This window comes from Ruegeria sp. CK3, from assembly GCF_056536565.1.
The window spans coordinates 28,645-49,806 of sequence record NZ_JBQFPV010000012.1 but is presented as its reverse complement, the minus strand read 5'-3'; the positions used below and the strand labels follow the sequence as shown (position 1 = coordinate 49,806).

Below are 21,162 nucleotides of genomic sequence, written 5' to 3'. Positions count from 1 at the left end.
CCGCCGGAGGCTTGGCCTCGCAGAGGCCAATCAGCTCGCAGGTGTCGACGACACACCGACCTGCGCCGGGCGCAGCAAACGGTCGTGCAACATAAACCCTTCTGCAGAGACCTGAATGATGTCCCCTGCGCGGGTTCCAGGCACTGGCGCTTCAAACATCGCCTCATGCACATTCGGGTCGAACCGATCCCCAACCTCGGGCGTGATCACTTCGATCCCGTGCTTCTGAAATACGTCCTTAAGTGCGCGCATTGTCAGCTCAACACCTTCCAGCAAACCAGCAGCCACTTCTTTCTGCTCATCGGTCGCTGCTTCAAGCGCGCGTTTCATGTTGTCATAAACCGGCAGCATGTCGCGGGCCAGTTTCGACCCACCATATTGCTCCGCGTCACGACGGGCCTTGTCACCACGCTTGCGCGCGTTTTCCGCGTCAGCCAAAGCGCGCATGAACTTGTCTTTGTAGTCATCCCGCTCGGCGCGCAACTCATCCAGTTCCAGCGCCTCGTCGCTGATCTCAGCGAACTCTTCGGCCAATTCTTCCGCTTCGGCCGCCATGATGTCGTCCAGAAATTCTTCGTTCTTGGGCTCTGCCATCTCTTACCCTCTAGCTCCGGTCGGATATCAGCTTGCCGACCAGTTGCGCCGTATAATCCACGATCGGTACGATCCGTCCATAATTCAAACGTGTGGGCCCGATGACCCCAACCGCACCAATTATCTTACGATCAGCGTTCATATAAGGAGACACCACCAAAGAGGAACCCGAAAGTGAGAAAAGTTTGTTCTCGGAGCCAATAAAAATGCGTACACCCTCGCCTTCCTCGGTCAATTCAAGGAATTCGGCAATGTCGCGCTTGCGTTCCAGATCATCGAACAAGGTGCGAATGCGGTCCAACTCCTCAGCCTCACCCGAATCTGCAAGAAGATTCGCCCGACCACGCACGATCAGACGGGCCGAGTCGCTTCCATCCCCGTCCCAGGCCGCAATCCCGCTTTCCACCATCTCTCGGGCCAGAATGTCGATCTCTTGTTTGCGGGCATCAATCTGCGACAGCATCTGACGGCGCACTTCGCTGAGGGTTCGCCCCTCGATCAGCGCATTCAGGAAATTCGCCGCCTCTCGCATCGAACTGGGCGTTTGACCCGGCGGCGGCGTGAAAAGCCGGTTTTCGACATGCCCATCCGAGAACACCAGAACCACCAACGCCCGGTCATGCGCCAAGGAAACAAACTCGATATGCTTGATCTCGGCCTCGTGTTTTGGCGTCAGAACCAGCGACGCGCCATGTGTCACGTGTGACAAGGCCGAGCCCACGCGATCCAGCATTCCGCCAACATCGCCTGCGTTAGAGCCTAAAGTCTCGTCCAGTTTTTGCCGATCGTCGGCGCCCAGATCGCCGACTTCAAGCAAACCGTCCACGAACATCCGCAGCCCCTGCTGCGTCGGAATTCGCCCTGCAGACACGTGGGGGCTGTCAAGCAAACCCAGAAACTCGAGATCCTGCATCACGTTGCGCACGGTCGCTGCGCTGACTTTTTCTGAGAGAGTCCGCGTCAGGGTGCGGCTTCCCACCGGCTCACCGCTGTCCAGATAGCTTTCGACGATCAGCCGAAACACCTCACGCGACCGGTCGTTCATCTCTGACAGAATTCTGCTGGCTTCGCTCATTCTCGGTCCCCTGCTGGACTGCCATTAAATCGCAGGTAAATGAAAGGTCAATCGGGGTTGCATCGTAATGCCGCAGGACGTTATCCCCAACCCAGCAAACAAAGGAATTCCCATGCGACCCTCAGGACGTGATCTAAACGAAATGCGCGACGTTTCAATCGAGACGGGCTTCACCAAACATGCCGAAGGGTCTTGCCTGATCAAGATGGGCGACACCCATGTGCTGTGCACCGCCACGATCGAGGATCGCGTGCCGCCCTTCATCAAAGGTTCGGGCCTTGGCTGGGTCACTGCCGAATACGGTATGCTGCCCCGCGCAACCAACACCCGGATGCGGCGTGAGGCGGCTTCGGGCAAGCAAGGCGGTCGTACCGTTGAAATCCAGCGCCTGATCGGTCGCGCCCTGCGCGCCGGCGTCGACCGGGTTGCATTGGGTGAGCGCCAGATCACCGTCGATTGCGATGTCATCCAGGCGGATGGCGGCACCCGCTGCGCCTCGATCACCGGCGGCTGGGTGGCGCTGCGTCTGGCCGTGAACAAGCTGATGAAAGCGGGCGACGTGATCTCAGACCCCTTGGTAGACCCTGTTGCAGCCGTTTCTTGCGGCATCTACGCGGGCCAGCCGGTGCTGGACCTCGACTACCCCGAAGACAGCGAGGCGGGCGTGGATGGTAACTTCATCATGACCGGCTCGGGCAAACTGATCGAAGTCCAGATGAGCGCCGAAGGCTCCGTTTTCAGCCGCGCGCAGATGGATCAACTGATGGATTTGGCCGAAAAAGGCGTGGGTGAACTGGCCGCAGCCCAAAAGGCAGCCACCGCATGACCCGCAAGTTCGACGGCGACAGGCTACTGGTCGCCACGCACAACAAAGGCAAGCTTGAGGAGATGGCGCATCTCCTCAGCCCCTTTGGCGTGACCGTGGTCGGCGCGGGTGAAATGAACCTGCCCGAACCGGACGAGACCGAGGATACATTCGTCGGCAATGCCCGGATCAAAGCGCATGCGGCCACGAAGGCCACCGGCCTGCCTGCCCTGTCGGACGATTCCGGGATCACCATCGACGCGCTGGACGGTGCGCCGGGCGTCTATACGGCCGACTGGGCCGAAACCGACAATGGCCGCGATTTCATGATGGCCATGACCCGTGCCAACAACGAATTGGAGGCGAAGAACGCCCCTCACCCGCGCGCCGCGCAGTTCCGCTGCACATTGGTTCTGGCCTGGCCCGACGGTCATGACGAAGTGTTCGAGGGCATCGCGCCCGGTCATCTCGTCTGGCCAATCCGTGGCAAGGACGGCTTCGGGTATGACCCGATGTTTGTCCCCGAAGGCCACGACATTACCTTTGCCGAGATGGATCGTTGGGAAAAGAATAAGATCAGCCATCGTGGTCGCGCGGTGGAGATGTTCGTGAAGGGCTGCTTTGACTGATGATTGGCGCAACGGGGGCTTTGGCCTGTATGTGCATTGGCCCTTTTGCGAGGCCAAGTGCCCCTATTGCGATTTCAACAGCCATGTTTCTAAAAATATTAATCAAAAACAATGGCTTGATGCTTATCTAGCCGAACTGCGCCGATCAGCCAGTGAAACGCCCGACAGGGTCCTCAATACGATCTTCTTTGGCGGTGGCACCCCGTCACTGATGAACCCCGACACCGTTTCAGCCGTCATTGACGAAGCCCGCAGCCTCTGGCGGCCCGCCAACGACATGGAAATATCGCTCGAGGCCAACCCCGGCTCGGTCGAGGCTGGGCGTTTTGCCACCTATCGTGACGCTGGCGTCAATCGGATTTCGATGGGTGTGCAGGCGCTGAACGATGAAGACCTCCGCCGCTTGGGCCGCATCCACACCGTCTCCGAAGCACGCGCCGCTTTCGACATCGCGCGCGCCTGTTTCGACCGCGTCAGTTTTGACCTGATCTATGCGCGCCAACACCAAACCCTTGAAGCTTGGCAGGCCGAGTTGACCGAAGCACTGTCAATGGCTGTCGATCACCTGTCGCTCTATCAGCTGACGATCGAGGAGGGCACCGCCTTTGGGGATCGCTATGCGGTCGGTAAATTGCGCGGTTTGCCCGAGGATGACCGCGCCGCCGATATGTATCTGGCCACGCAAGAGATCTGCGAGGCGCACGGACTGCCAGCCTATGAAGTCTCCAACCATGCCCGCCCCGGGTCCGAGTCTCAGCACAACCAGATCTATTGGCGCTACGGCGACTATGTTGGCATCGGACCCGGCGCGCATGGTCGTGTCACTTTGAACGGACGTAAATTCGCGACGGAGACCCATTTGTCGCCAAATACCTGGCTAAATGCGGTTTCAAACGGATCCGGAGAAAGTGATCGAACCGAGGTTTTTCCGGTGGAACAGGCAGCTGAATACCTTATGATGTGTTTGCGATTAACTGAAGGCCTAGATATGGAGAGGTTTAGCACTCTCTCCGGTTATCCTCTCCCACAAGACAAGCTCGAATCTCTCACCGACCTTGGCATGATAGAGGTGCCAGATACGCGTCTGAAGGCAACCAAAGACGGGCGTGCCGTTCTGAACGCGGTGATCCGCGAGTTGTTGGAGTAACCGATGCAGTACCTCTGGGCCGGTCTTGGTTTGCTCTGCGTCGCGCTAGCCATGGTCGGAGTGGTCTTGCCGCTTCTCCCAACCGTTCCCTTTCTGCTGCTAGCCGCGTTTTTCTTTGCCCGCTCATCGTCCCGGCTACACAATTGGCTTCTAACACATCAGGTGTTTGGTCCGATGATTATCGATTGGCAAAGCTCCGGCGCGATCCGCCCGAGCGCAAAAAAGGCAGCCACCGTGTCGGTCGCCGCCGTATTTGGTATCTCGGTTCTGCTGTCTTTACCGTCCTACGTCCTGATTATTCAGGCCGTGGTTCTGAGCGGCGTCATGATCTTTATCTGGACCCGCCCTAACGGCTGAGCTTAGCGCAAAGATCGTCCAACTGATCCAGGTTTTCATAGGTCAATACAACTTGGCCCGATTCTGTCCCGGCCTTGTGATTGATCGAAACCTTCATCGCCAAGATGGCTGAGAGGTCTTTCTCCAACGCGCGGGTATCTGCATCTTTACCTGCGTTCAGATCCCGAGACTTCGGCGCGTGACGATCACCTGAGCTCTGCTGTTGCTTTTTCACCAGGGCTTCTGTGGCTCGTACCGAAAGCCCCTCTTTCACGACCTGTTTGGCCAGTTCCGATGGATTCTCGGCCGTGATCAAAGCCCTTGCATGGCCAGCGGATAATTTCCCTTCGATCACAAAGGCTTGCACATCCATTGGTAGAGACAAAAGCCTCAAGAGGTTAGCGATATGGCTGCGACTTTTACCCAAAGCCTCGGCCAGTTTCTCCTGCGTGTGGCCGAAACGATCCATGAGCTGCTTGTAACCAGCCGCTTCTTCGACGGAATTGAGGTCCGCCCGTTGGATATTCTCGATAATCGCGACTTCCAGAACTTCGGTATCATCAAAGTCACGAATAATAACTGGAATATCATGCAGTTGCGCCATTTGCGCGGCGCGCCAACGGCGTTCCCCGGCAACGATTTCATACTCTCCGGCACCGATCGACCGCACGATCAATGGTTGGATGATTCCCTTTTCCTTGACCGAGGATGCCAACTCATCCAACTGCTCCGGCTGGAAAGTCCGGCGAGGCTGGTTCGGGTTCGCCTTCAGCTTTTCGATGGGAACCGTCATGTCCGGCCGGCGCGGCTCGGCCGGTGAGCGCCCATCGGTTTCCTGCGTGACATCCGCCATAAGGGCCGAAAGACCGCGACCAAGACCCCTGGGTTTCGCTTTTTTGGCGCTCATGTCGCCCTCCTCATTGTCGCTTAAGCGGCGACTTTGTTGTTCTTGTGCATGACTTCGCGGGCCAGATGACGATATGCCATCGCCCCAAGCGAGCCCGAGTCATATTGCAAAACTGGCAACGCGTAAGACGGTGCCTCACTGACCCGCACATTTCTGGGTATCTTGGTCTTAAAAACCATCTCACCCAAATTGTCACGTGCGTCTTTCTCGACCTGACGGGACAAGTTGTTGCGGTTGTCATACATGGTCAACACAATACCTTCGATTCTTAGATCCGGATTCGCAGTTTGGCGCACTTCTCGGATCGTCAGCATCAACTGAGACAAACCCTCCAGAGCAAAGAATTCACTCTGCAATGGAACAAGAACCGAATGCGAGGCAACCATTGCGTTTACCGTTAGCAGGTTCAAGGACGGGGGGCAGTCAATCAACACGAAATCCAGCTCGAATCCATCTATTGAGGTTTGTCGCAACGCATCATGCAACAGGTAGCTGCGTTTTTCGTTTGAAATGAGTTCAATATCCGCCGAGCTCAGATCGACAGTGGCAGGAATGACGAAAAGGCCACCTATCTCAGTCTCTTGTATGACCGCCTCCAGCGGTGCGTCGTCCAAAATAAGATCATAAGTGGTCCAATCCCGGTCTTCGACACCCAATCCAGTCGACGCGTTGCCCTGCGGATCGAGATCTACAACCAGAACCCGGCAGCCAGCTTCGGCCAGACCCGCGGCCAGATTTATAGCCGTCGTGGTTTTCCCAACTCCGCCCTTCTGATTGGCAACCGCAATTATCCGGGGCCCTGAAGGACGAGAAAGATCAACCACGAGATACTCCTTTGATTTTAAGGATTACGGCTTGGGGCTCTGTTAAACTTGTAATCGGCTCAACATCGAATTTCCATTCTTCCTGAGCCTCTGACAGTTCTTTTTTCCAGTTCGCGCCTTTCGGCAACAAAGCAGTGCCTTCTTCGCTTAAATGCCTGTCACAAAAGGACAATAACGTGCTTAGATCTGCCAAAGCGCGGGCTGATAGAATATCAGCTTCAAATGGATCAACGGATTCGATTCGCTTTGAAATAACTTGACACGTCACCCCACATTCACGAGCAACGTTCCTTAGAAAAGCTGATTTTCTCTGATCACTTTCGACGAATTTGAAACGGGTGTTTGGCGATTCTTCCAGTGCCAAAATTGCACACACCATCCCCGGAAATCCGCCTCCGGTTCCGATATCAACCCAGGTATCTGCGGCCATTGCACATCGGAATACCTGGACGGAATCCAGAATATGTCGATCCCAGATATCCTCCAGACTGTTCCTTGAGACCAGGTTGATCTTGGGATTCCAGCGTTTCACCAGCTCCACATACCTATCCAGCCGGTCGAATGTTTCACGTGAAACATCGAACTTGGAAAAATCAGGCTTCATGCTTGTTTAACTTTTTGATCACGCCGAAGTTTTGCCAAAACCAAGGTCAAGGCCGCGGGTGTAACGCCTTCCACCCTGCTTGCCTGAGCAATATTCCCGGGTTTTGCCTGAGACAGCTTTTGCTTCATTTCAGATGACAGACCATCCAGCGCGAAATAGTCGAAGTCTCTGGGAATCTGATAGGATTCATCCCTCTTCATTGCTTCGACATCCCGCTGTTGCCGTGCGATATAGTTTACGTATAGCGCATCCCTAGCGACCTGAAGCCGGATTTCTGGCGTCACCGTGTCCAGTTCGGGTATCAAGGGCAGCAGATCCTCATAAGCCACATCCGGAAAAGCCAGAATCGCCATTCCATCACGCCTATTCCCATCCTGATTGACATAAATACCGGCTGCCAGAACTTCTTTCGGCGTATAGGTTCTATCGCTCAGAAGAGATTTCGCGTTGCTCAATTGATCCATCTTTTCTGTGAAAGCTTGTCGACGCCTTCTTCCAACACAGCCCAACTGCAATCCAATTGGGGTCAAACGCTGATCTGCATTATCTGCTCGAAGTGACAATCTGAACTCTGCACGAGAGGTGAACATCCGATACGGTTCCGCAACGCCTCGGGTGGTAAGATCATCTATCATGACACCGATGTAACTATCGGCACGGGTGAAATGGATTGGCTCCTTGCCCTGAACAGCCAAAGCCGCATTGAGGCCAGCAACCATACCTTGAGCGGCAGCTTCCTCATATCCTGTGGTTCCGTTGATCTGACCCGCTAGATATAGGCCTGGAATTTCAGGCAGGGCCAAAGTCGCTGATAGGACACGGGGGTCTACATAATCGTACTCGATGGCGTAGCCGGGCTGCAGAATATCAGCATTCTCCAGACCTTTTATCGAACGAACATATTGTAGCTGCACATCCTGCGGCAATGACGTCGAAATACCGTTGGGGTATATCGTATGGTCGTTCACCCCTTCGGGCTCAAGGAAGATCTGATGCGAGTCTTTCTCTGCAAACCGAACGATCTTGTCTTCGATCGACGGGCAATATCTTGGACCCACCCCATCGATATGCCCGCCATACATCGCTGATTTGCTTAGATTCTTTTCAATTATTTCATGTGTCTGAGCGTTCGTATGGGTGATTCCACACGAAATCTGCGGCGCAACAACTGAAGTCGACAGAAACGAGAACAAGGTTGGTTCGTCGTCGCCGTCCTGACGTTCCAACCCTGACCAATCTATAGAGCGTCCATCCAGCCTCGGCGGGGTTCCCGTTTTCAAACGTCCAGTCGGAAGATCATAGGCGTCCAAACGTTCCGCCAGTCTCACGGATGGACGATCTCCCATGCGACCTCCGGGTCGCGAGACATCTCCGATGTGAATCACACCTCGAAGGAACGTGCCGGATGTAAGAATGACTGTCTTTGCTGAGATTTCCGAACCGTCGCCCAACCTAACGCCGGCTACTCGATCCTGATTCATTAGAAAGTCTACGACTTCGCCAACAATAACAGACAGGTTTTCTTGCCTATCCGTTTCCTTTTGCATCGCTGCTCGGTAAAGCGCCCTATCGGCTTGCGTCCTTGGACCCTGAACTGCTGGCCCTTTTCGGCGGTTTAGCAGCCGGAACTGTATCCCTGCTTGGTCTGCAACACGTCCCATGACGCCGTCCAAAGCATCTATCTCGCGAACTAAGTGGCCTTTACCCAATCCTCCGATTGCAGGATTGCAGGACATCACACCGATATCTGCCGCGGATAGCGTGACCAATGCTGTCGAAACGCCCATTCGGGCTGCAGCATGAGCAGCCTCGGTGCCCGCGTGCCCCGCGCCAATGACGACTACATCGAAGTCTGAATGTTTCACGTGAAACACTCCCTATTTTCCCAGACAGAAGCTCGAGAATATTTCGTCTAACAGATCCTCGACGCCTATTCTGCCCACTAAAGATTCAAGTGCGCGGATCGCAGTGCGCATCTCTTCTGCTGCTATATCATACAGGTCTGGACCCGATTCCAGAACCGACATTGCCGCAGTCAGAGCTTCCAAAGCTTTAATCAAAGCAGTACGATGACGTTCTCGTGTCGCAATACCATGACTAGTGGTACGATCACTCAGTACACGCGATATGTTGAAGATAAGTTGATCAATCCCCTGACCCGTTTTCCCGGAAACCCCACCGTCTTCTGAATTTCGAAGGTCCGCTTTCGGTGCCACCTGAATATCATCTGGCTGAATATCAACACCAAGATTCAACGGGTCGTCAGAAAGAAAAACACGCAAATCAGCAGATTCAGCGCGTTTCTTAGCCAATGCGATACCAAGGCTTTCAACGTGGTCGTCCGTATCACGCAGCCCGGCAGTGTCCAGTAGTGTCACTGGGAGTCCTGCCAGATCCATACGAACCTCGATGACATCACGCGTTGTCCCGGCATATTCTGATGTTATCGCGGCATCTCGACCTGCCAGAGCATTCAGCAAGGTGGACTTGCCCGCGTTGGGAAGGCCGACGATTGCAACTTCAAAGCCGGTTCTGATGCGTTCCGCGATCTGAACGCCATCTGCTTCGCGCTTCAAATCAGCCATAACGCCCGAGATCAGGTCGCGCACCTCAGGGGTAACGTCGGTTGGAACCTCCTCATCGACAAAGTCGATCACGGCCTCCAACAGAGAGGCAGCTCGGATCAGGTCCCTCCTCCATCGCTCGGCCAGGTTTCCCAACTCACCAGAGAGAATCGTTTGCGCCTGTTTGCGTTGGGCTTCCGTCTCGGCGTCGATCAAATCGGCAAGGCCTTCGACCTGGGCCAAATCCATCTTGCCGTTTTCCAACGCGCGGCGGGTGAATTCTCCAGGTTCGGCAAGACGCAGACCGTCCGTTTCCGACAAGCAGCGCATGACAGCATTGACCGAGGCCGTACTTCCGTGAATCTGCAGCTCAGCCACATCTTCACCGGTGAAGCTGGCCGGAGCCTTAAACGTCAACACCAGCCCATCATCCAGACGAGCACCGTCAGCATCCCGCAAAACCCGCAAAGACATCCCACGCGCTGGAAGTGCGCTGCCGGTCATCTCAGCCGCCGCTCGATGCGCGTCAAGACCAGAGAGGCGGATGATCGCCACCCCTGCTTTGCCTTGCGCGCTGGCCAAGGCGAATATCGTATCCATTCGAAGGCCTCGCGTCAGTTAAGACCTGTGTCAGGTGTTCATCGAATCGAAGAACTCGCCGTTTGTCTTCGTCTGTTTCAGCTTGGACAACAGGAACTCGATTGCATCGGTCGTGCCCATCGGGTTGAGGATGCGGCGCAGAACGAAGGTCTTGGCCAGATCGCCCTTGTCCACCAGCAGGTCCTCTTTCCGGGTACCGGACTTGAGGATGTCGATGGCCGGGAACACGCGCTTGTCTGCAATCTTGCGATCCAGAACGATTTCCGAGTTACCCGTGCCTTTGAATTCTTCGAAGATGACTTCGTCCATCCGGCTGCCGGTATCGATCAGCGCGGTGGCGATGATGGTCAGCGAGCCACCCTCTTCGATATTTCGGGCCGCACCAAAGAAGCGCTTAGGCCGCTGAAGAGCATTCGCGTCCACACCACCGGTCAGAACTTTACCCGAGGATGGGACCACAGTGTTAAACGCTCTACCAAGTCTTGTGATTGAGTCGAGAAGAATAACAACATCTCGTTTATGTTCGACCAGACGCTTGGCTTTTTCGATGACCATCTCGGATACGGCCACGTGGCGCGTTGCAGGTTCATCGAAGGTCGAGGAGACAACCTCACCCTTCACCGAGCGCTGCATGTCGGTCACCTCTTCCGGGCGTTCGTCGATCAGCAGGACAATCAGATAACACTCCGGGTGGTTCTGTTCGATCGAGTGCGCGATGTTTTGCAGGATCACGGTTTTACCGGTCCGCGGAGGCGCCACGATCAGCGACCGCTGGCCTTTACCGATGGGCGAGACCAGATCGATCACACGAGCCGACTTGTCCTTGATGGTCGGATCTTCGATCTCCATCTTCAGGCGCTCATCCGGATAGAGCGGCGTCAGGTTGTCGAACAGGATCTTGTGCTTGGCCTTCTCAGGATCTTCAAAGTTGATCTTGGTGACCTTGGTCAGCGCAAAATACCGCTCGCTATCGTCGGGCGCTTTGATTTCACCTTCAACTGTGTCACCGGTGCGCAATGAGTGCAGACGGATCATGTCAGGTGAGACATAGATGTCGTCCGGACCCGGAAGATAGTTGGCTTCGGGCGAGCGCAGGAAACCGAAGCCGTCCTGCAGGACCTCAAGCACACCATCGCCGCCAACAGTCCAGCCCTCATCCGCGCGTTCGCGCAGGATCTGGAACATCATCTCGCCTTTACGCATGGTCGAGGCGTTTTCGATCTCCAGCTCTTCGGCCATCGCCAGAAGATCTTTGGGGCTTTTGGCTTTCAGATCGGCCAGATTCAGGGATTCATTGGACATGATGCATACCTTCACCGCGGACTGCGGTTCGAAGTGGAATTTTAGTACGGAAAAGACGCCGCCCGGACGGGCGTGTTGTCCCCTACATAGTTGCGTCGATCTGCGGAGTCAAACAGGCCCGTGCTGGAATGGCCCTCAGAACTTCAGAATGACCGCCAGAACGATGACAACCATCAGAACGGTCGGAACCTCGTTCATCATGCGATACTGCCGCCCAGTGAGCTTATTTCGCCCCTCTGCGAAATCCTTGCTGCGGGCCAACAACCAATGATGAAACCAGGTCATGCCAATAACGGCTGCGCCTTTAAGCCAGGGCCATGCAAAATCCCAGCCGACGATACCGGGCGTGAACACCATGATCAGACCACAAACCCAGGCCACGATCATCGCAGGGCGCATGATCACGCGCAGCAGCTTCTCTTCCATTTCAAAGAAGATGGTTTCGGCCCCGTTAACCGATTGTGCCCTTTCTACGTGATAGACGAACAGACGGGGAAGGTAGAACAGTCCTGCCATCCACGAAATCACCGCCATGATATGAAGGGACTTTACCCACGGGTAAATCGTGAAAAGAAGATCAGTCATCTTGGCTCCGGGTGCTGCTCGGAACTCTCCCTAATAAAAAAATAAGAAAGAAGAAAGGAAGATGGTTTTGTAGGGTGGGTAAAATCCGTGGATTACTTTTTTACCCATTGGTTTCCCCCAGGTGGACAGTTTCGCACGAGATTTGAGTGATTCTGTGAATTTCAAAAATAATGAAATTAAAACATATAGTTAGTTCTGAAATCTGAGGATGTATCTGGGGATAACAGCTTGAACAATTCCAGATGTCCCGGTTATCCGCTGTTTCCAAGTTATCCTTACCCCGGCTGGATGATGTTTGAGCGACTCATGGAAGTTTTTCGCGAAATTCCCGGGCTTGCGTGTCAATCTGAAAACCATACAAAGCGTCCAAGACCGCTCAACGATTTGCCCACGGGGTTGTCCACATGTCTGTCCCCATCGTCCTGGCCTCAGGATCTTCCATTCGCGCGCAGTTGCTGGAAAATGCAGGCGTGCCTTTCTCTGTTCAGATCGCGCGCGTGGACGAGGATAGCATAAAGCGTGCCTTGTTGGCCGAAGGTGCCTCGCCGCGTGATATTGCCGATGCGCTGGCGGAAATGAAAGCGCGCAAGGTGAGTGACAAGACGCCCGGAGCGAAGGTGCTGGGCTGCGATCAGGTTCTGGATTTCGACGGCCAGCTGCTGTCGAAACCTCAGACGCCCGAGGACGCCTTTGCCCAGTTGAAGATGATGCGGGGCAAGCGGCACATGTTGCTTTCCGCGGCAGTGATCTATCAGGATGGTGAGCCGATCTGGCGCCATGTCGGCCAGGTGCGCCTGCGGATGCGGATGAGCTCGGATGCCTACCTGCGCGACTATGTCGACCGCAATTGGGACAGCATCCGCCACGCGGTGGGCGCATATAAGCTTGAGGAAGAAGGCGTGCGCCTGTTCGCGACCATTGACGGTGATTACTTTAACGTTTTGGGTATGCCACTGTTGGAGCTGCTCAACTATCTGGCTGTCAAAGGGGTGATTGATCAATGACGGACCACAAGATTCCTCTTGCCGGAGTGATCGGGCACCCGGTGGGTCATTCCCGCTCGCCCAAATTGCATGGGCATTGGCTGAAGACCTACGGGCTGGATGGGCACTATGTTCCCATGGATGTCGCCCCGGCTGATCTGGAGACCGTCCTGCGCACCCTGCCCAAGGCCGGTTTTGTGGGAACCAACGTGACGGTGCCGCATAAAGAGGCTGCCTTGCGTATTGCAGACCACGTCTCAGACCGAGCGACCGTGATCGGGGCCGCGAATACGCTGGTTTTCCGCGAGGACGGCTCGATCCATGCGGACAACACCGATGGATACGGGTTCATGGAGAACCTGCGCGCCGGCGCACCGGATTGGAACGCCAAGGATGGCCCAGCCGTTGTCTTTGGTGCAGGCGGAGCAGCACGCGCGGTGTTGCAGGCGCTGGCGGATGCGGGTGTGCCCGAGATTCTGCTGACCAACCGCACCCGCACCCGTGCCGATCATCTGAAAGAAGAATTCGGCCAGCGCATCACCGTTGTGGATTGGGTGCAGGCCGGAAACGTGATCGAAAACGCCGAGCTTGTGGTCAACACGACGTCTCTGGGCATGCAGGGCCAGCCCGAACTGCGGGTGCCATTGGATGGCTTGCAGCCGGGCGCCGTGGTGACCGATCTGGTCTACGCGCCGCTCAAGACCAACCTGTTGGAAACGGCGGAAGAGGCCGGATGCACCGTAGTCGATGGGCTGGGCATGTTGCTGCATCAGGCAGTTCCGGGCTTTGAACGTTGGTTCGGCGTACGCCCGGAGGTCAATGACGATTTGCGCGCGGCCGTTCTGGCATGAGTTTTGCGCTTGGCCTGACAGGCTCGATCGGGATGGGCAAAAGCACGACGGCGCAGATGTTCGTCGATGAAGGCTGTGCGCTTTGGGACGCGGATGCCGCTGTTCATCGTCTTTATGCCAAAGGCGGCGCGGCAGTTGGACCCATGGGTGAGGTATTTCCGTCGGCTGTCGTAGAAAGCGCAGTTAGCCGCGACGCTTTAAAACGGATTATTTCCGAAGACAGTTCTGCGTTGAAACAGATTGAGGCGATCGTTCATCCCCTGGTCGCCGCAGATCGCGCCGCGTTTCGCGAAAGTGCTGCGGCTAGTATTCTGGTGTTCGACATCCCCCTTCTGTTCGAAACGGGCGGTGAGGCCGCGATGGACGCGGTTGCTTGCGTTCGGGTATCGGCTGACGAACAAAAGCGCCGGGTGATGGAACGCGGCACGATGTCTGAGACTCAGTTCGAACAGATCCGCGCCAAGCAGATGCCGAATGACGAGAAATGCGCGCGGTCAGACTATGTGATAGACACCGACACACTGGACCATGCCCGCGCGCAGGTGCAGGATGTGGTCAGGCAAATACGGGCGGGGATGGCTGATGCGTGAGATTGTACTCGATACCGAAACCACGGGCTTTGATCCTGAAAGCGGTGACCGGATTGTCGAGATCGGCGCGGTTGAGCTGTGGAACCACGTGGCTACGGGCGAGACCTATCATGTCTATATCAACCCCGAACGCGGTATGCCGGAAGAGGCGTTTGGCGTGCATGGCATCGGCCCCGACTTGCTGGAAACCCCGCGCCCGCCCGAAAAAGGCGAGGTGACGCTGAAAGACAAACCGGTTTTTGCGAAGGTCGGTCAAGGGTTTCGGGATTTTGTTGGAGACGCGAAACTGGTGATCCACAACGCGTCATTCGACATGAAGTTCCTGAACGCCGAGCTGAAATGGATGGGCCTGCCGCCGATTCCGATGGACCAGGCGCTCGATACACTCGCCATTGCACGCAAACGGTTTCCGGGCTCTCCGGCGTCGTTGGATGCGCTGTGTCGGCGGTTCAATATCGACAACTCGAACCGGGTGCTGCACGGGGCCTTGCTCGACTCGGAAATTCTGGCCGAGGTCTATCTGGAGCTGATCGGCGGACGCCAACCGGATTTCGGCCTGTCCACCTCCGCCGCGTCCGGTGCGGGGGGTGCAGATGACTGGCGTCCGACACCGCGCGCAACGCCTCTGCCATCCCGGATCACCGAGGATGAGCGCGCAGCGCATGAGGCATTTGTCGAGAAACTGGGCGAAAGCGCCCTGTGGACCCGCGCCTGATCCGGTCAGGCACGGGTCAAGGAATTTAGGCGTCGGTCTGCTCGGCCTGTTCCGCCTGAGCGGCCTGACGGCGCATCAGCTCGTTGCGGTAAAGTGCAACGAAATCAATGTTGTCCAGGTTCACTGGCGGATAGCCGCCATCGCGGGTGACGTCGCTGACGATACGGCGCAGGAACGGGAACAGCATGCGCGGGCATTCGATCATCAGGAACGGGTGCAGCTGATCTTCTGGCACGCCTTCCACGTGGAACAGCCCGCAATAGTCCAGCTCGCACAGGAACAGAACATCGTCCATGCCCTTGGCTTTCGAGGTCAGCTTCAGCTTGATCGAAACTTCATACTGATGCTCGACCTGACGCTTTTTCGCGTCCAGGTTCACCTGAACCTGAATCTCGGGTTGTACGTCACCGGACACGCCTTTTTGCGCCATGACGTTTTCAAAGGACATATCACGAATGAACTGTCCCAGAACGCGCATCTGAACCTGAGGGGCGGCTTGGGCCGCAGTGTTTTCTGCAGCGTTTTCTTCGGCCATGGATCTACTCCAAAAATGAAATTCGACACTGCTTAGCAAGTTGCGCGCGGCACCTCAATGCTGGTGGGGACCTTCCACCCATTTTGACGGTTTCGAGGGGTCCTTGCGCGGGCGCACCTCGGTAAACTCGCCGTCAATCACGTCGCCTTGTTCAAACGGTTCGCGCGGCTGTTGAAAGCCCGCGCCCGGCCCCATCTGGAACTGGGTCACGGTCACCTTGGTCTTCAGATAGCGGAAAACAGCGATCCGCACGCCGGGGATTAACAATGCAAACCCAACGGCATCGGTGAAAAAGCCAGGTGTCAGCAGTAGTGCGCCGGATAGAAGGATCATTGCGCCATGGGCCAAGGGCTCAGTCGGGTCGTCCAGAGTGGCGAAGGATTGCTGCAATTGTCCAAGCGCCATGCGACCTTGTTTCCGTACCAATGTGGTACCCAAAACCGCTGTCAGAACCACGATGGCAAGGGTTGGCCACAGACCGATAAGACCGCCAACCTGGATGAACAGGGCGATCTCAAGGATCGGAACCAATAAAAATGCCAAGAACAGGTACATTTGCGTTATCCTTTACCTATGGCCGAACTGTGGACTTGCCACCAACTGTCACCTACATAGTGGCAGGAGGCCGCGTACACAAAGTCTCGGTTCTGAAAAGAGGATGAAATGAACGAACCCATGATCCAGCTGCTGGTACTGGCCGGAATTGCCGTTTTCCTGATCCTGCGTTTGAAAAGCGTGCTGGGAACGCGTGAAGGTTTCGAAAAACCCCCTGTTCCGCATCAGCCCGATGCGGGTACGTCCCGTCGTGATTTCGAGGTGATCGAAGGTGGTCCGGATCATGACATCACAGACCACGTCCCCGAAGACAGCGAGCAAGCGCAGACCCTGGCAGCGATGAAGCGGGTTGAGCCCAGTTTCTCGGTCAGTGAATTTGTTCAGGGTGCCCGCGGTGCCTATGAGATGATCGTGATGGGTTTTGAGAAGGGCAATTTGGATGAGATCCAGCCCTTCCTCGCCGAAGATGTGTTCGAAACCTTCGTCTCGGTTGTATCCGCGCGCGAAGATCAAGGCCTGACGATCGAGGCCGAGTTCATCGGCGTGCGCGAAACCACCTTGACCGATGTCTCCTTTGACAAGGACACCAACGAGGCCGAAATCACCATGAAATTCATTGGTGAGCTGACCTCGGTCGTGCGGGATCGTGGTGGTGACATCATCGAAGGCAACCCGAACACCGTGAAACGCCAAAAGGACAGCTGGACCTTTGCCCGCGTGATGGGCAAGGACGATCCGAACTGGCTGCTTGTTGCCACGGACGCATGATTGCAACACTCCGGTCGCTTATTCTGGTGGGTGCGATGACCACTGCCAGCGCCGCCGGAGCCGAGGCGACGCGGTCTGTTCTGTCGTTTGACGACCTGCAGGGCTGGGCCGAGGATGACCACGGCGCGGCCCTTTCCGTTTTTCTGAACACTTGCGGCGATCTGAACGACCCGGATTGGCGTGCACTTTGCGGTGTCGCCCGGACCTATGAGGGGGATGCCGCGCGGTCTTTCTTTGAACTCTTCTTCCGGCCCGTTTTGGTGGAGGACGGTAAGGATGGGCTGTTCACCGGGTATTTTGAGCCCGAGCTTGATGGCTCCAGAACCCGGACGGATCGGTTCAAGTACCCGATCTACAAGATGCCGCCCGAGGCGCGGGATGGGCCGTGGCTCAGCCGGCGCGAGATCCTGACCAGCGACGTGATGCAGGGCCGGGGGCTCGAGATCGCCTGGGTCGATGACCCGGTTGAGCTGTTCTTCTTGCAAATTCAGGGCTCTGGCCGGGTGCGCCTGCCGGATGGCGGTGCCTTGCGTGTGGGATATGGGGGCGCGAACGGGCAGCCCTACCGGTCCATCGGGGTTGAGTTGGTCCGGCGCGGCGCTTTGGGTGCCCACGCGGTCAGCGCGCAGATGATCCAGGCTTGGGTACGCAAGAATCCCGAAGCTGGGGCTGAGCTCTTGTTTCACAACCCCTCATACGTGTTCTTCCGCGAGGTTAGCCGGGTTGCGCCAGAACTGGGGCCTTTGGGTGCCATGAACCGGTCGATAACGACCATGCGCAGCATCGCGGCCGATCCTGCCTATACGCCGCTAGGTGCTCCGGTCTGGGTTGAGAAAGACGGCAAGAAGCCGTTGCGTCGTCTGATGATCGCGCAGGATACCGGTGCGGCGATCAAGGGCGCACAGCGGGCCGATATTTTCTTTGGAACGGGCGATGATGCAGGGCAAGCTGCCGGTCGGTTGAAAGACCCCGGTCGCATGGTCGTGCTACTGCCGATCCAGCGTGCCTATGCCATGGCGACGGATGACTACTAATGACCCGGCGCAAACTGACCAGCGACGAGATCGAGCTGTGGCGCAAGGTCGCCAAACAGGCTGAGCGGCTGCACCCCGAGACCCCTCAGACCGTGCATCCGACAACTCTGCCCAAACCCACGCCCAAGAAACTACCAAAACCCCGGATTGAAGCGTTTGAGCTGGGGCAGAACAAACCTTCCAAGCCTTCTTCCAACCGATTGAAGCCGTCGATCACCGAGACGCTGCGCGCCGCCCCCGTTCAGATGGACACCAAGACCTTTGGCCGCATGAAGCGTGGCAAGCTCAAACCCGAGGGCAAGCTGGACCTGCACGGGATGCGCATAGACACCGCGCATCCGGCGCTCGTGCGCTTTGTGCTAACGGCGCAGGCGCAGGGCAAACGCCTGGTTCTGGTGATCACGGGCAAGGGAAAAGACCGCGACGAGCCAGGGCCGATCCCGACCCCGCGGGGTGTGTTGCGCAATCAGGTGCCACATTGGCTGTCGATCCCGCCTCTGGCGCAGGCGGTGATGCAGGTGACACCTGCGCATATCAGCCACGGTGGGGATGGTGCCTACTACGTCTATCTGAGACGGGTCCGCTAGGCTCAGCCCGCCGACCGAGGAAGTCAGAGACCCTCTAGAAAGCCACTGATCCCTACTGAGTGGCGATCTGCGCCTGTCCGGTCTCAGACAGAACAACCTCGGTCGCACCCGAGGGGTTGCGTTGACTGCTAGGGATCAAATAATCGATTCCCCGGCGTCGGTTTCCAAGGGTGTTTCCAACACGCCGGGCTGAACTGAGCAGCGACAGCAAGGCGGGTGAGGTTGCAGCAACGAAATGCGAAGACTCAGCGTCGCTGTTGAAAGCGGTCGCGTCGATCACTTCGATCGGATAGTCGGCCAGCGCCTCGATGGTGCTGATATTTCCCAGCCGTTCGCTCCCCGGTGTGCCGCGAATCCGGGCCGAGATATTCAGGATTTTGTCCTTTTGCGAAACCATCACGACAAAGGGATCGGGCGGAGTTTTTATGCTGTCCATTTGCGAGCGAAACACGTCAATATCCAGATCGGGTGAGATCAGGAATACGCCATCAAGGTTGCGCCGCGACCAGCCGGGCGAGCGCAGCTCTGCCTGACGCATCATCTCCATGGACAAGGCACCGCCCATGGAGTGGGCGACCAGCACAACCCGTTTCACGCCGATGGATTTCAGGTCGCGGATTGTCTTCTCCAACCCGTCGCGGGCAAACAGCATGCTATCCAGGTCATAGGCATACCCTGCCCCGCGCGCCTGGCTGGGCCAGGAGTAAATCAGGACCGATCCGGGAATGTCCAGATCATGCGCCAACTGCGCCGCGCGAAACGCGGTCTCGGTATGGGTCGAGTTATATCCGTGCACGAAGATCGACACATCATCCTCTCCACGCAGCTGATTTGCCAGATCACGCGGGCCGGACAGATCTGTTGTGTTGGCCAAAACAAACTGCTTTTCCGGATTGGGGTTTGCATAAGAAAACTCCAACGTGCCTGGCGTGTGGTTTGGCGGGATTGAGACCGTCATTTTGTGGTACTGAACCCGCTCGCCCCGGTCGGCGTTAAACGTTCCGTCGGGGTTCCGCCCCCGGGTTGTGGCCGCGTAGACGGTTTCTGCGGATCCCACATTCAATGCGGATGGCACTGTCACCTGCGCAGTTCTGTCGACGCAAGCGCTCAGTGTAGCAACAGCAAGAAAGGCAATACTCAAACGCAACACGGCTCAACCCTCAAAGAAACAGAGTTTGAGTCACGGTTACCAGTTTCTGGTGCAAGGTCCAGCCGGAACGAAAATTCGCCGCCAAATCGGCGGCGAAATACAGCTGGATTTGTTACAATACGTAACGGCTGAGGTCGGCCGATTTCGTCAACTCGCCCAGATTGTCATCCACGAATTGCGCGTTTACCGTGATCTCGGTCCCGGCCTGATCGGGCGCGGTGAAAGAGAGTTCTTCGAACACGCGCTCCATCACAGTGTAAAGCCGTCGGGCGCCGATGTTTTCAACGGTCTGGTTCACATCCGCCGCAATCTTGGCTAGCGCCGCGATGCCGTCATCGGTGAAACTGACGGTGACCTCTTCGGTACCCATAAGGGCGGTGTATTGGAGGGTCAGCGCGTTGTCCGTCTCGGTCAGGATGCGCACGAAATCTTCTTCTGTCAGCGCGCGCAGCTCCACTCGGATCGGCAGACGGCCCTGAAGCTCGGGCAGCAGGTCCGAAGGTTTGGCAATGTGGAACGCACCCGAGGCGATGAACAGGATATGGTCGGTTTTCACCGGGCCATGTTTGGTGGACACGGTCGTGCCCTCGATCAGAGGCAGCAGATCGCGCTGGACCCCTTCGCGGCTGACATCGCCACCGCGCGCTTCCGCGCGCGCGCAGACTTTATCGATCTCGTCCAGAAACACGATGCCGTTCTGTTCGACCGACTCCAGCGCCACGCGGTTGACGGTTTCATCATCCAGCAGCTTGTCGGCCTCTTCCCCGATCAGTAGGTCATAGCTTTCGGCCACGGTTACTTTCTTTTTCACCGTGCGGCCGCCGAAGGCCTTGCCGAAGATATCGCCCAGATTCATCATGCCCATCTGGCTGCCGGGCTGGCCGGGTACGTCAAACATCGGCATCGGGTTTGAGGTGTCAGATAGCTCCAGCTCGATCTCTGTGTCGTCCAGCTCACCCGATTTCAGCTTCTTGCGGAACATTTCACGGGTCGCTTCGCGTGCATCGGTGCCAGCGATGGCTTCGATCACGCGATCCTCCGCGGCCTGATGGGCGCGGGCCTTCACATCTTCGCGCATGTACTCGCGGGTCTGGATGATCGCGGCATCGGCCAGATCGCGCACGATCTGTTCCACGTCGCGACCGACATAGCCGACTTCAGTGAACTTGGTGGCCTCGACCTTGATGAAGGGCGCGCGGGCCAGTTTGGCCAAACGGCGGCTGATTTCGGTTTTTCCGACGCCGGTGGGGCCGATCATCAGGATGTTCTTGGGGTAGACCTCATCCCGGATATCATCGGCCAACTGCTTGCGTCGCCAGCGGTTGCGCAGAGCCACGGCCACGGCGCGTTTGGCGTCTTTTTGCCCGATGATGAAGCGGTCCAGTTCCGAGACAATCTCGCGCGGGGTCAGGTCGGTCATAT

At 56.8% G+C, this 21,162-nt stretch carries 24 protein-coding genes; 11 read left to right on the top strand and 13 right to left on the bottom strand.

Going from position 1 to position 21,162, the window contains the following annotated elements; genetic code table 11:
• Nucleotides 1–30: 30 nt before the first annotated feature.
• Nucleotides 31–594 carry a nucleotide exchange factor GrpE gene (locus tag ACR0C3_RS18525; RefSeq protein WP_170470713.1) on the bottom strand — a complete coding sequence of 188 codons (564 nt, stop codon included), beginning with the start codon at nucleotides 592–594 and terminating at the stop codon, nucleotides 31–33.
• A gap of 10 nt (nucleotides 595–604) precedes the next feature.
• Nucleotides 605–1,669: a heat-inducible transcriptional repressor HrcA gene (hrcA, locus tag ACR0C3_RS18520; RefSeq protein ID WP_480759859.1), complete on the bottom strand. Its 1,065-nt coding sequence runs from the start codon at nucleotides 1,667–1,669 to the stop codon at nucleotides 605–607.
• Between the two features lie 112 nt (nucleotides 1,670–1,781).
• Between hrcA and rph the strand changes: the two genes are divergently transcribed.
• The 4 genes from rph to ACR0C3_RS18500 are packed head-to-tail and all read left to right on the top strand — an operon-like array spanning nucleotide 1,782 to nucleotide 4,607.
• Entirely contained in the window at nucleotides 1,782–2,495 is a 714-nt protein-coding gene (rph, locus tag ACR0C3_RS18515; RefSeq protein WP_170386956.1) for a ribonuclease PH, read from the top strand.
• Nucleotides 2,492–3,103 carry an RdgB/HAM1 family non-canonical purine NTP pyrophosphatase gene (gene rdgB / locus ACR0C3_RS18510; protein WP_480759857.1) on the top strand — a complete coding sequence of 204 codons (612 nt, stop codon included), beginning with the start codon at nucleotides 2,492–2,494 and terminating at the stop codon, nucleotides 3,101–3,103. The genes rph and rdgB overlap by 4 nt, the downstream gene beginning before the upstream one ends.
• Nucleotides 3,096–4,250 carry a radical SAM family heme chaperone HemW gene (gene hemW, locus ACR0C3_RS18505; protein WP_480759856.1) on the top strand — a complete coding sequence of 385 codons (1,155 nt, stop codon included), beginning with the start codon at nucleotides 3,096–3,098 and terminating at the stop codon, nucleotides 4,248–4,250. Before rdgB ends, hemW begins: the two co-directional genes overlap by 8 nt.
• A 3-nt stretch (nucleotides 4,251–4,253) precedes the next feature.
• Nucleotides 4,254–4,607: a YbaN family protein gene (locus ACR0C3_RS18500; RefSeq protein ID WP_170660972.1), complete on the top strand. Its 354-nt coding sequence runs from the start codon at nucleotides 4,254–4,256 to the stop codon at nucleotides 4,605–4,607.
• Here ACR0C3_RS18500 and ACR0C3_RS18495 read toward each other — a convergent pair.
• The 7 genes from ACR0C3_RS18495 to ACR0C3_RS18465 form a co-directional block, all read right to left on the bottom strand.
• The gene (locus tag ACR0C3_RS18495) at nucleotides 4,597–5,493 is read right to left on the bottom strand and encodes a ParB/RepB/Spo0J family partition protein (protein ID WP_480759854.1); all 897 of its coding nucleotides are present in this window, start codon (nucleotides 5,491–5,493) and stop codon (nucleotides 4,597–4,599) included. The genes ACR0C3_RS18500 and ACR0C3_RS18495 overlap by 11 nt on opposite strands.
• A gap of 20 nt (nucleotides 5,494–5,513) precedes the next feature.
• The gene (locus ACR0C3_RS18490; RefSeq protein WP_170380205.1) at nucleotides 5,514–6,317 is read right to left on the bottom strand and encodes a ParA family protein; all 804 of its coding nucleotides are present in this window, start codon (nucleotides 6,315–6,317) and stop codon (nucleotides 5,514–5,516) included.
• Nucleotides 6,310–6,921, bottom strand: coding sequence for a 16S rRNA (guanine(527)-N(7))-methyltransferase RsmG (rsmG, locus tag ACR0C3_RS18485; RefSeq protein WP_480759853.1), 612 nt, complete (start codon nucleotides 6,919–6,921; stop codon nucleotides 6,310–6,312). The genes ACR0C3_RS18490 and rsmG overlap by 8 nt, the downstream gene beginning before the upstream one ends.
• Nucleotides 6,918–8,786, bottom strand: a complete 1,869-nt coding sequence (gene mnmG, locus ACR0C3_RS18480; protein WP_480759851.1) for a tRNA uridine-5-carboxymethylaminomethyl(34) synthesis enzyme MnmG — start codon at nucleotides 8,784–8,786, stop codon at nucleotides 6,918–6,920. The genes rsmG and mnmG overlap by 4 nt, the downstream gene beginning before the upstream one ends.
• Nucleotides 8,787–8,798: 12 nt before the next feature.
• Complete coding sequence (mnmE, locus tag ACR0C3_RS18475) at nucleotides 8,799–10,085, bottom strand: tRNA uridine-5-carboxymethylaminomethyl(34) synthesis GTPase MnmE (protein ID WP_480759850.1); 1,287 nt, start codon at nucleotides 10,083–10,085, stop codon at nucleotides 8,799–8,801.
• 30 nt (nucleotides 10,086–10,115) lie between these two features.
• Entirely contained in the window at nucleotides 10,116–11,387 is a 1,272-nt protein-coding gene (gene rho / locus ACR0C3_RS18470) for a transcription termination factor Rho (RefSeq protein WP_170765196.1), read from the bottom strand.
• 135 nt (nucleotides 11,388–11,522) lie between these two features.
• A complete protein-coding gene (locus tag ACR0C3_RS18465) occupies nucleotides 11,523–11,972 on the bottom strand; it encodes a CopD family protein (RefSeq protein WP_480759849.1) in 450 nt (149 codons plus the stop codon).
• 404 nt (nucleotides 11,973–12,376) lie between these two features.
• On the opposite strand from ACR0C3_RS18465, the gene ACR0C3_RS18460 reads away from it, so the two are divergent.
• The 4 genes from ACR0C3_RS18460 to dnaQ are packed head-to-tail and all read left to right on the top strand — an operon-like array spanning nucleotide 12,377 to nucleotide 15,111.
• Nucleotides 12,377–12,976 (top strand): Maf family protein, encoded by a 600-nt coding sequence (locus ACR0C3_RS18460; RefSeq protein WP_480759847.1) that lies wholly within the window; start codon nucleotides 12,377–12,379, stop codon nucleotides 12,974–12,976.
• Nucleotides 12,973–13,806: a shikimate dehydrogenase gene (locus ACR0C3_RS18455; protein WP_480759846.1), complete on the top strand. Its 834-nt coding sequence runs from the start codon at nucleotides 12,973–12,975 to the stop codon at nucleotides 13,804–13,806. The genes ACR0C3_RS18460 and ACR0C3_RS18455 overlap by 4 nt, the downstream gene beginning before the upstream one ends.
• Nucleotides 13,803–14,396, top strand: a complete 594-nt coding sequence (gene coaE / locus ACR0C3_RS18450) for a dephospho-CoA kinase (RefSeq protein ID WP_480759845.1) — start codon at nucleotides 13,803–13,805, stop codon at nucleotides 14,394–14,396. The genes ACR0C3_RS18455 and coaE overlap by 4 nt, the downstream gene beginning before the upstream one ends.
• Nucleotides 14,389–15,111, top strand: a complete 723-nt coding sequence (dnaQ, locus tag ACR0C3_RS18445) for a DNA polymerase III subunit epsilon (RefSeq protein ID WP_209252559.1) — start codon at nucleotides 14,389–14,391, stop codon at nucleotides 15,109–15,111. The genes coaE and dnaQ overlap by 8 nt, the downstream gene beginning before the upstream one ends.
• 25 nt (nucleotides 15,112–15,136) lie before the next feature.
• Here the strand turns inward: dnaQ and secB are convergent, their stop codons facing one another.
• Nucleotides 15,137–15,646, bottom strand: coding sequence for a protein-export chaperone SecB (gene secB, locus ACR0C3_RS18440; protein WP_170380195.1), 510 nt, complete (start codon nucleotides 15,644–15,646; stop codon nucleotides 15,137–15,139).
• 54 nt (nucleotides 15,647–15,700) lie between these two features.
• Nucleotides 15,701–16,201, bottom strand: a complete 501-nt coding sequence (locus ACR0C3_RS18435) for an FxsA family protein (protein WP_480759844.1) — start codon at nucleotides 16,199–16,201, stop codon at nucleotides 15,701–15,703.
• A 108-nt stretch (nucleotides 16,202–16,309) separates the two neighbouring features.
• On the opposite strand from ACR0C3_RS18435, the gene ACR0C3_RS18430 reads away from it, so the two are divergent.
• The 3 genes from ACR0C3_RS18430 to ACR0C3_RS18420 are packed head-to-tail and all read left to right on the top strand — an operon-like array spanning nucleotide 16,310 to nucleotide 18,590.
• Entirely contained in the window at nucleotides 16,310–16,969 is a 660-nt protein-coding gene (locus tag ACR0C3_RS18430) for a Tim44/TimA family putative adaptor protein (protein WP_170643411.1), read from the top strand.
• Nucleotides 16,966–18,003 (top strand): murein transglycosylase A, encoded by a 1,038-nt coding sequence (gene mltA, locus ACR0C3_RS18425; protein WP_480759843.1) that lies wholly within the window; start codon nucleotides 16,966–16,968, stop codon nucleotides 18,001–18,003. Before ACR0C3_RS18430 ends, mltA begins: the two co-directional genes overlap by 4 nt.
• Nucleotides 18,003–18,590: a Smr/MutS family protein gene (locus ACR0C3_RS18420; RefSeq protein ID WP_480759842.1), complete on the top strand. Its 588-nt coding sequence runs from the start codon at nucleotides 18,003–18,005 to the stop codon at nucleotides 18,588–18,590. The genes mltA and ACR0C3_RS18420 overlap by 1 nt, the downstream gene beginning before the upstream one ends.
• Nucleotides 18,591–18,642: 52 nt before the next feature.
• Here the strand turns inward: ACR0C3_RS18420 and ACR0C3_RS18415 are convergent, their stop codons facing one another.
• Together ACR0C3_RS18415 and hslU are read right to left on the bottom strand one after the other, a co-directional pair.
• A complete protein-coding gene (locus tag ACR0C3_RS18415; protein ID WP_480759841.1) occupies nucleotides 18,643–19,671 on the bottom strand; it encodes an alpha/beta hydrolase in 1,029 nt (342 codons plus the stop codon).
• Between the two features lie 181 nt (nucleotides 19,672–19,852).
• A complete protein-coding gene (gene hslU / locus ACR0C3_RS18410; protein ID WP_170640847.1) occupies nucleotides 19,853–21,160 on the bottom strand; it encodes an ATP-dependent protease ATPase subunit HslU in 1,308 nt (435 codons plus the stop codon).
• Nucleotides 21,161–21,162 lie beyond the last annotated feature (2 nt).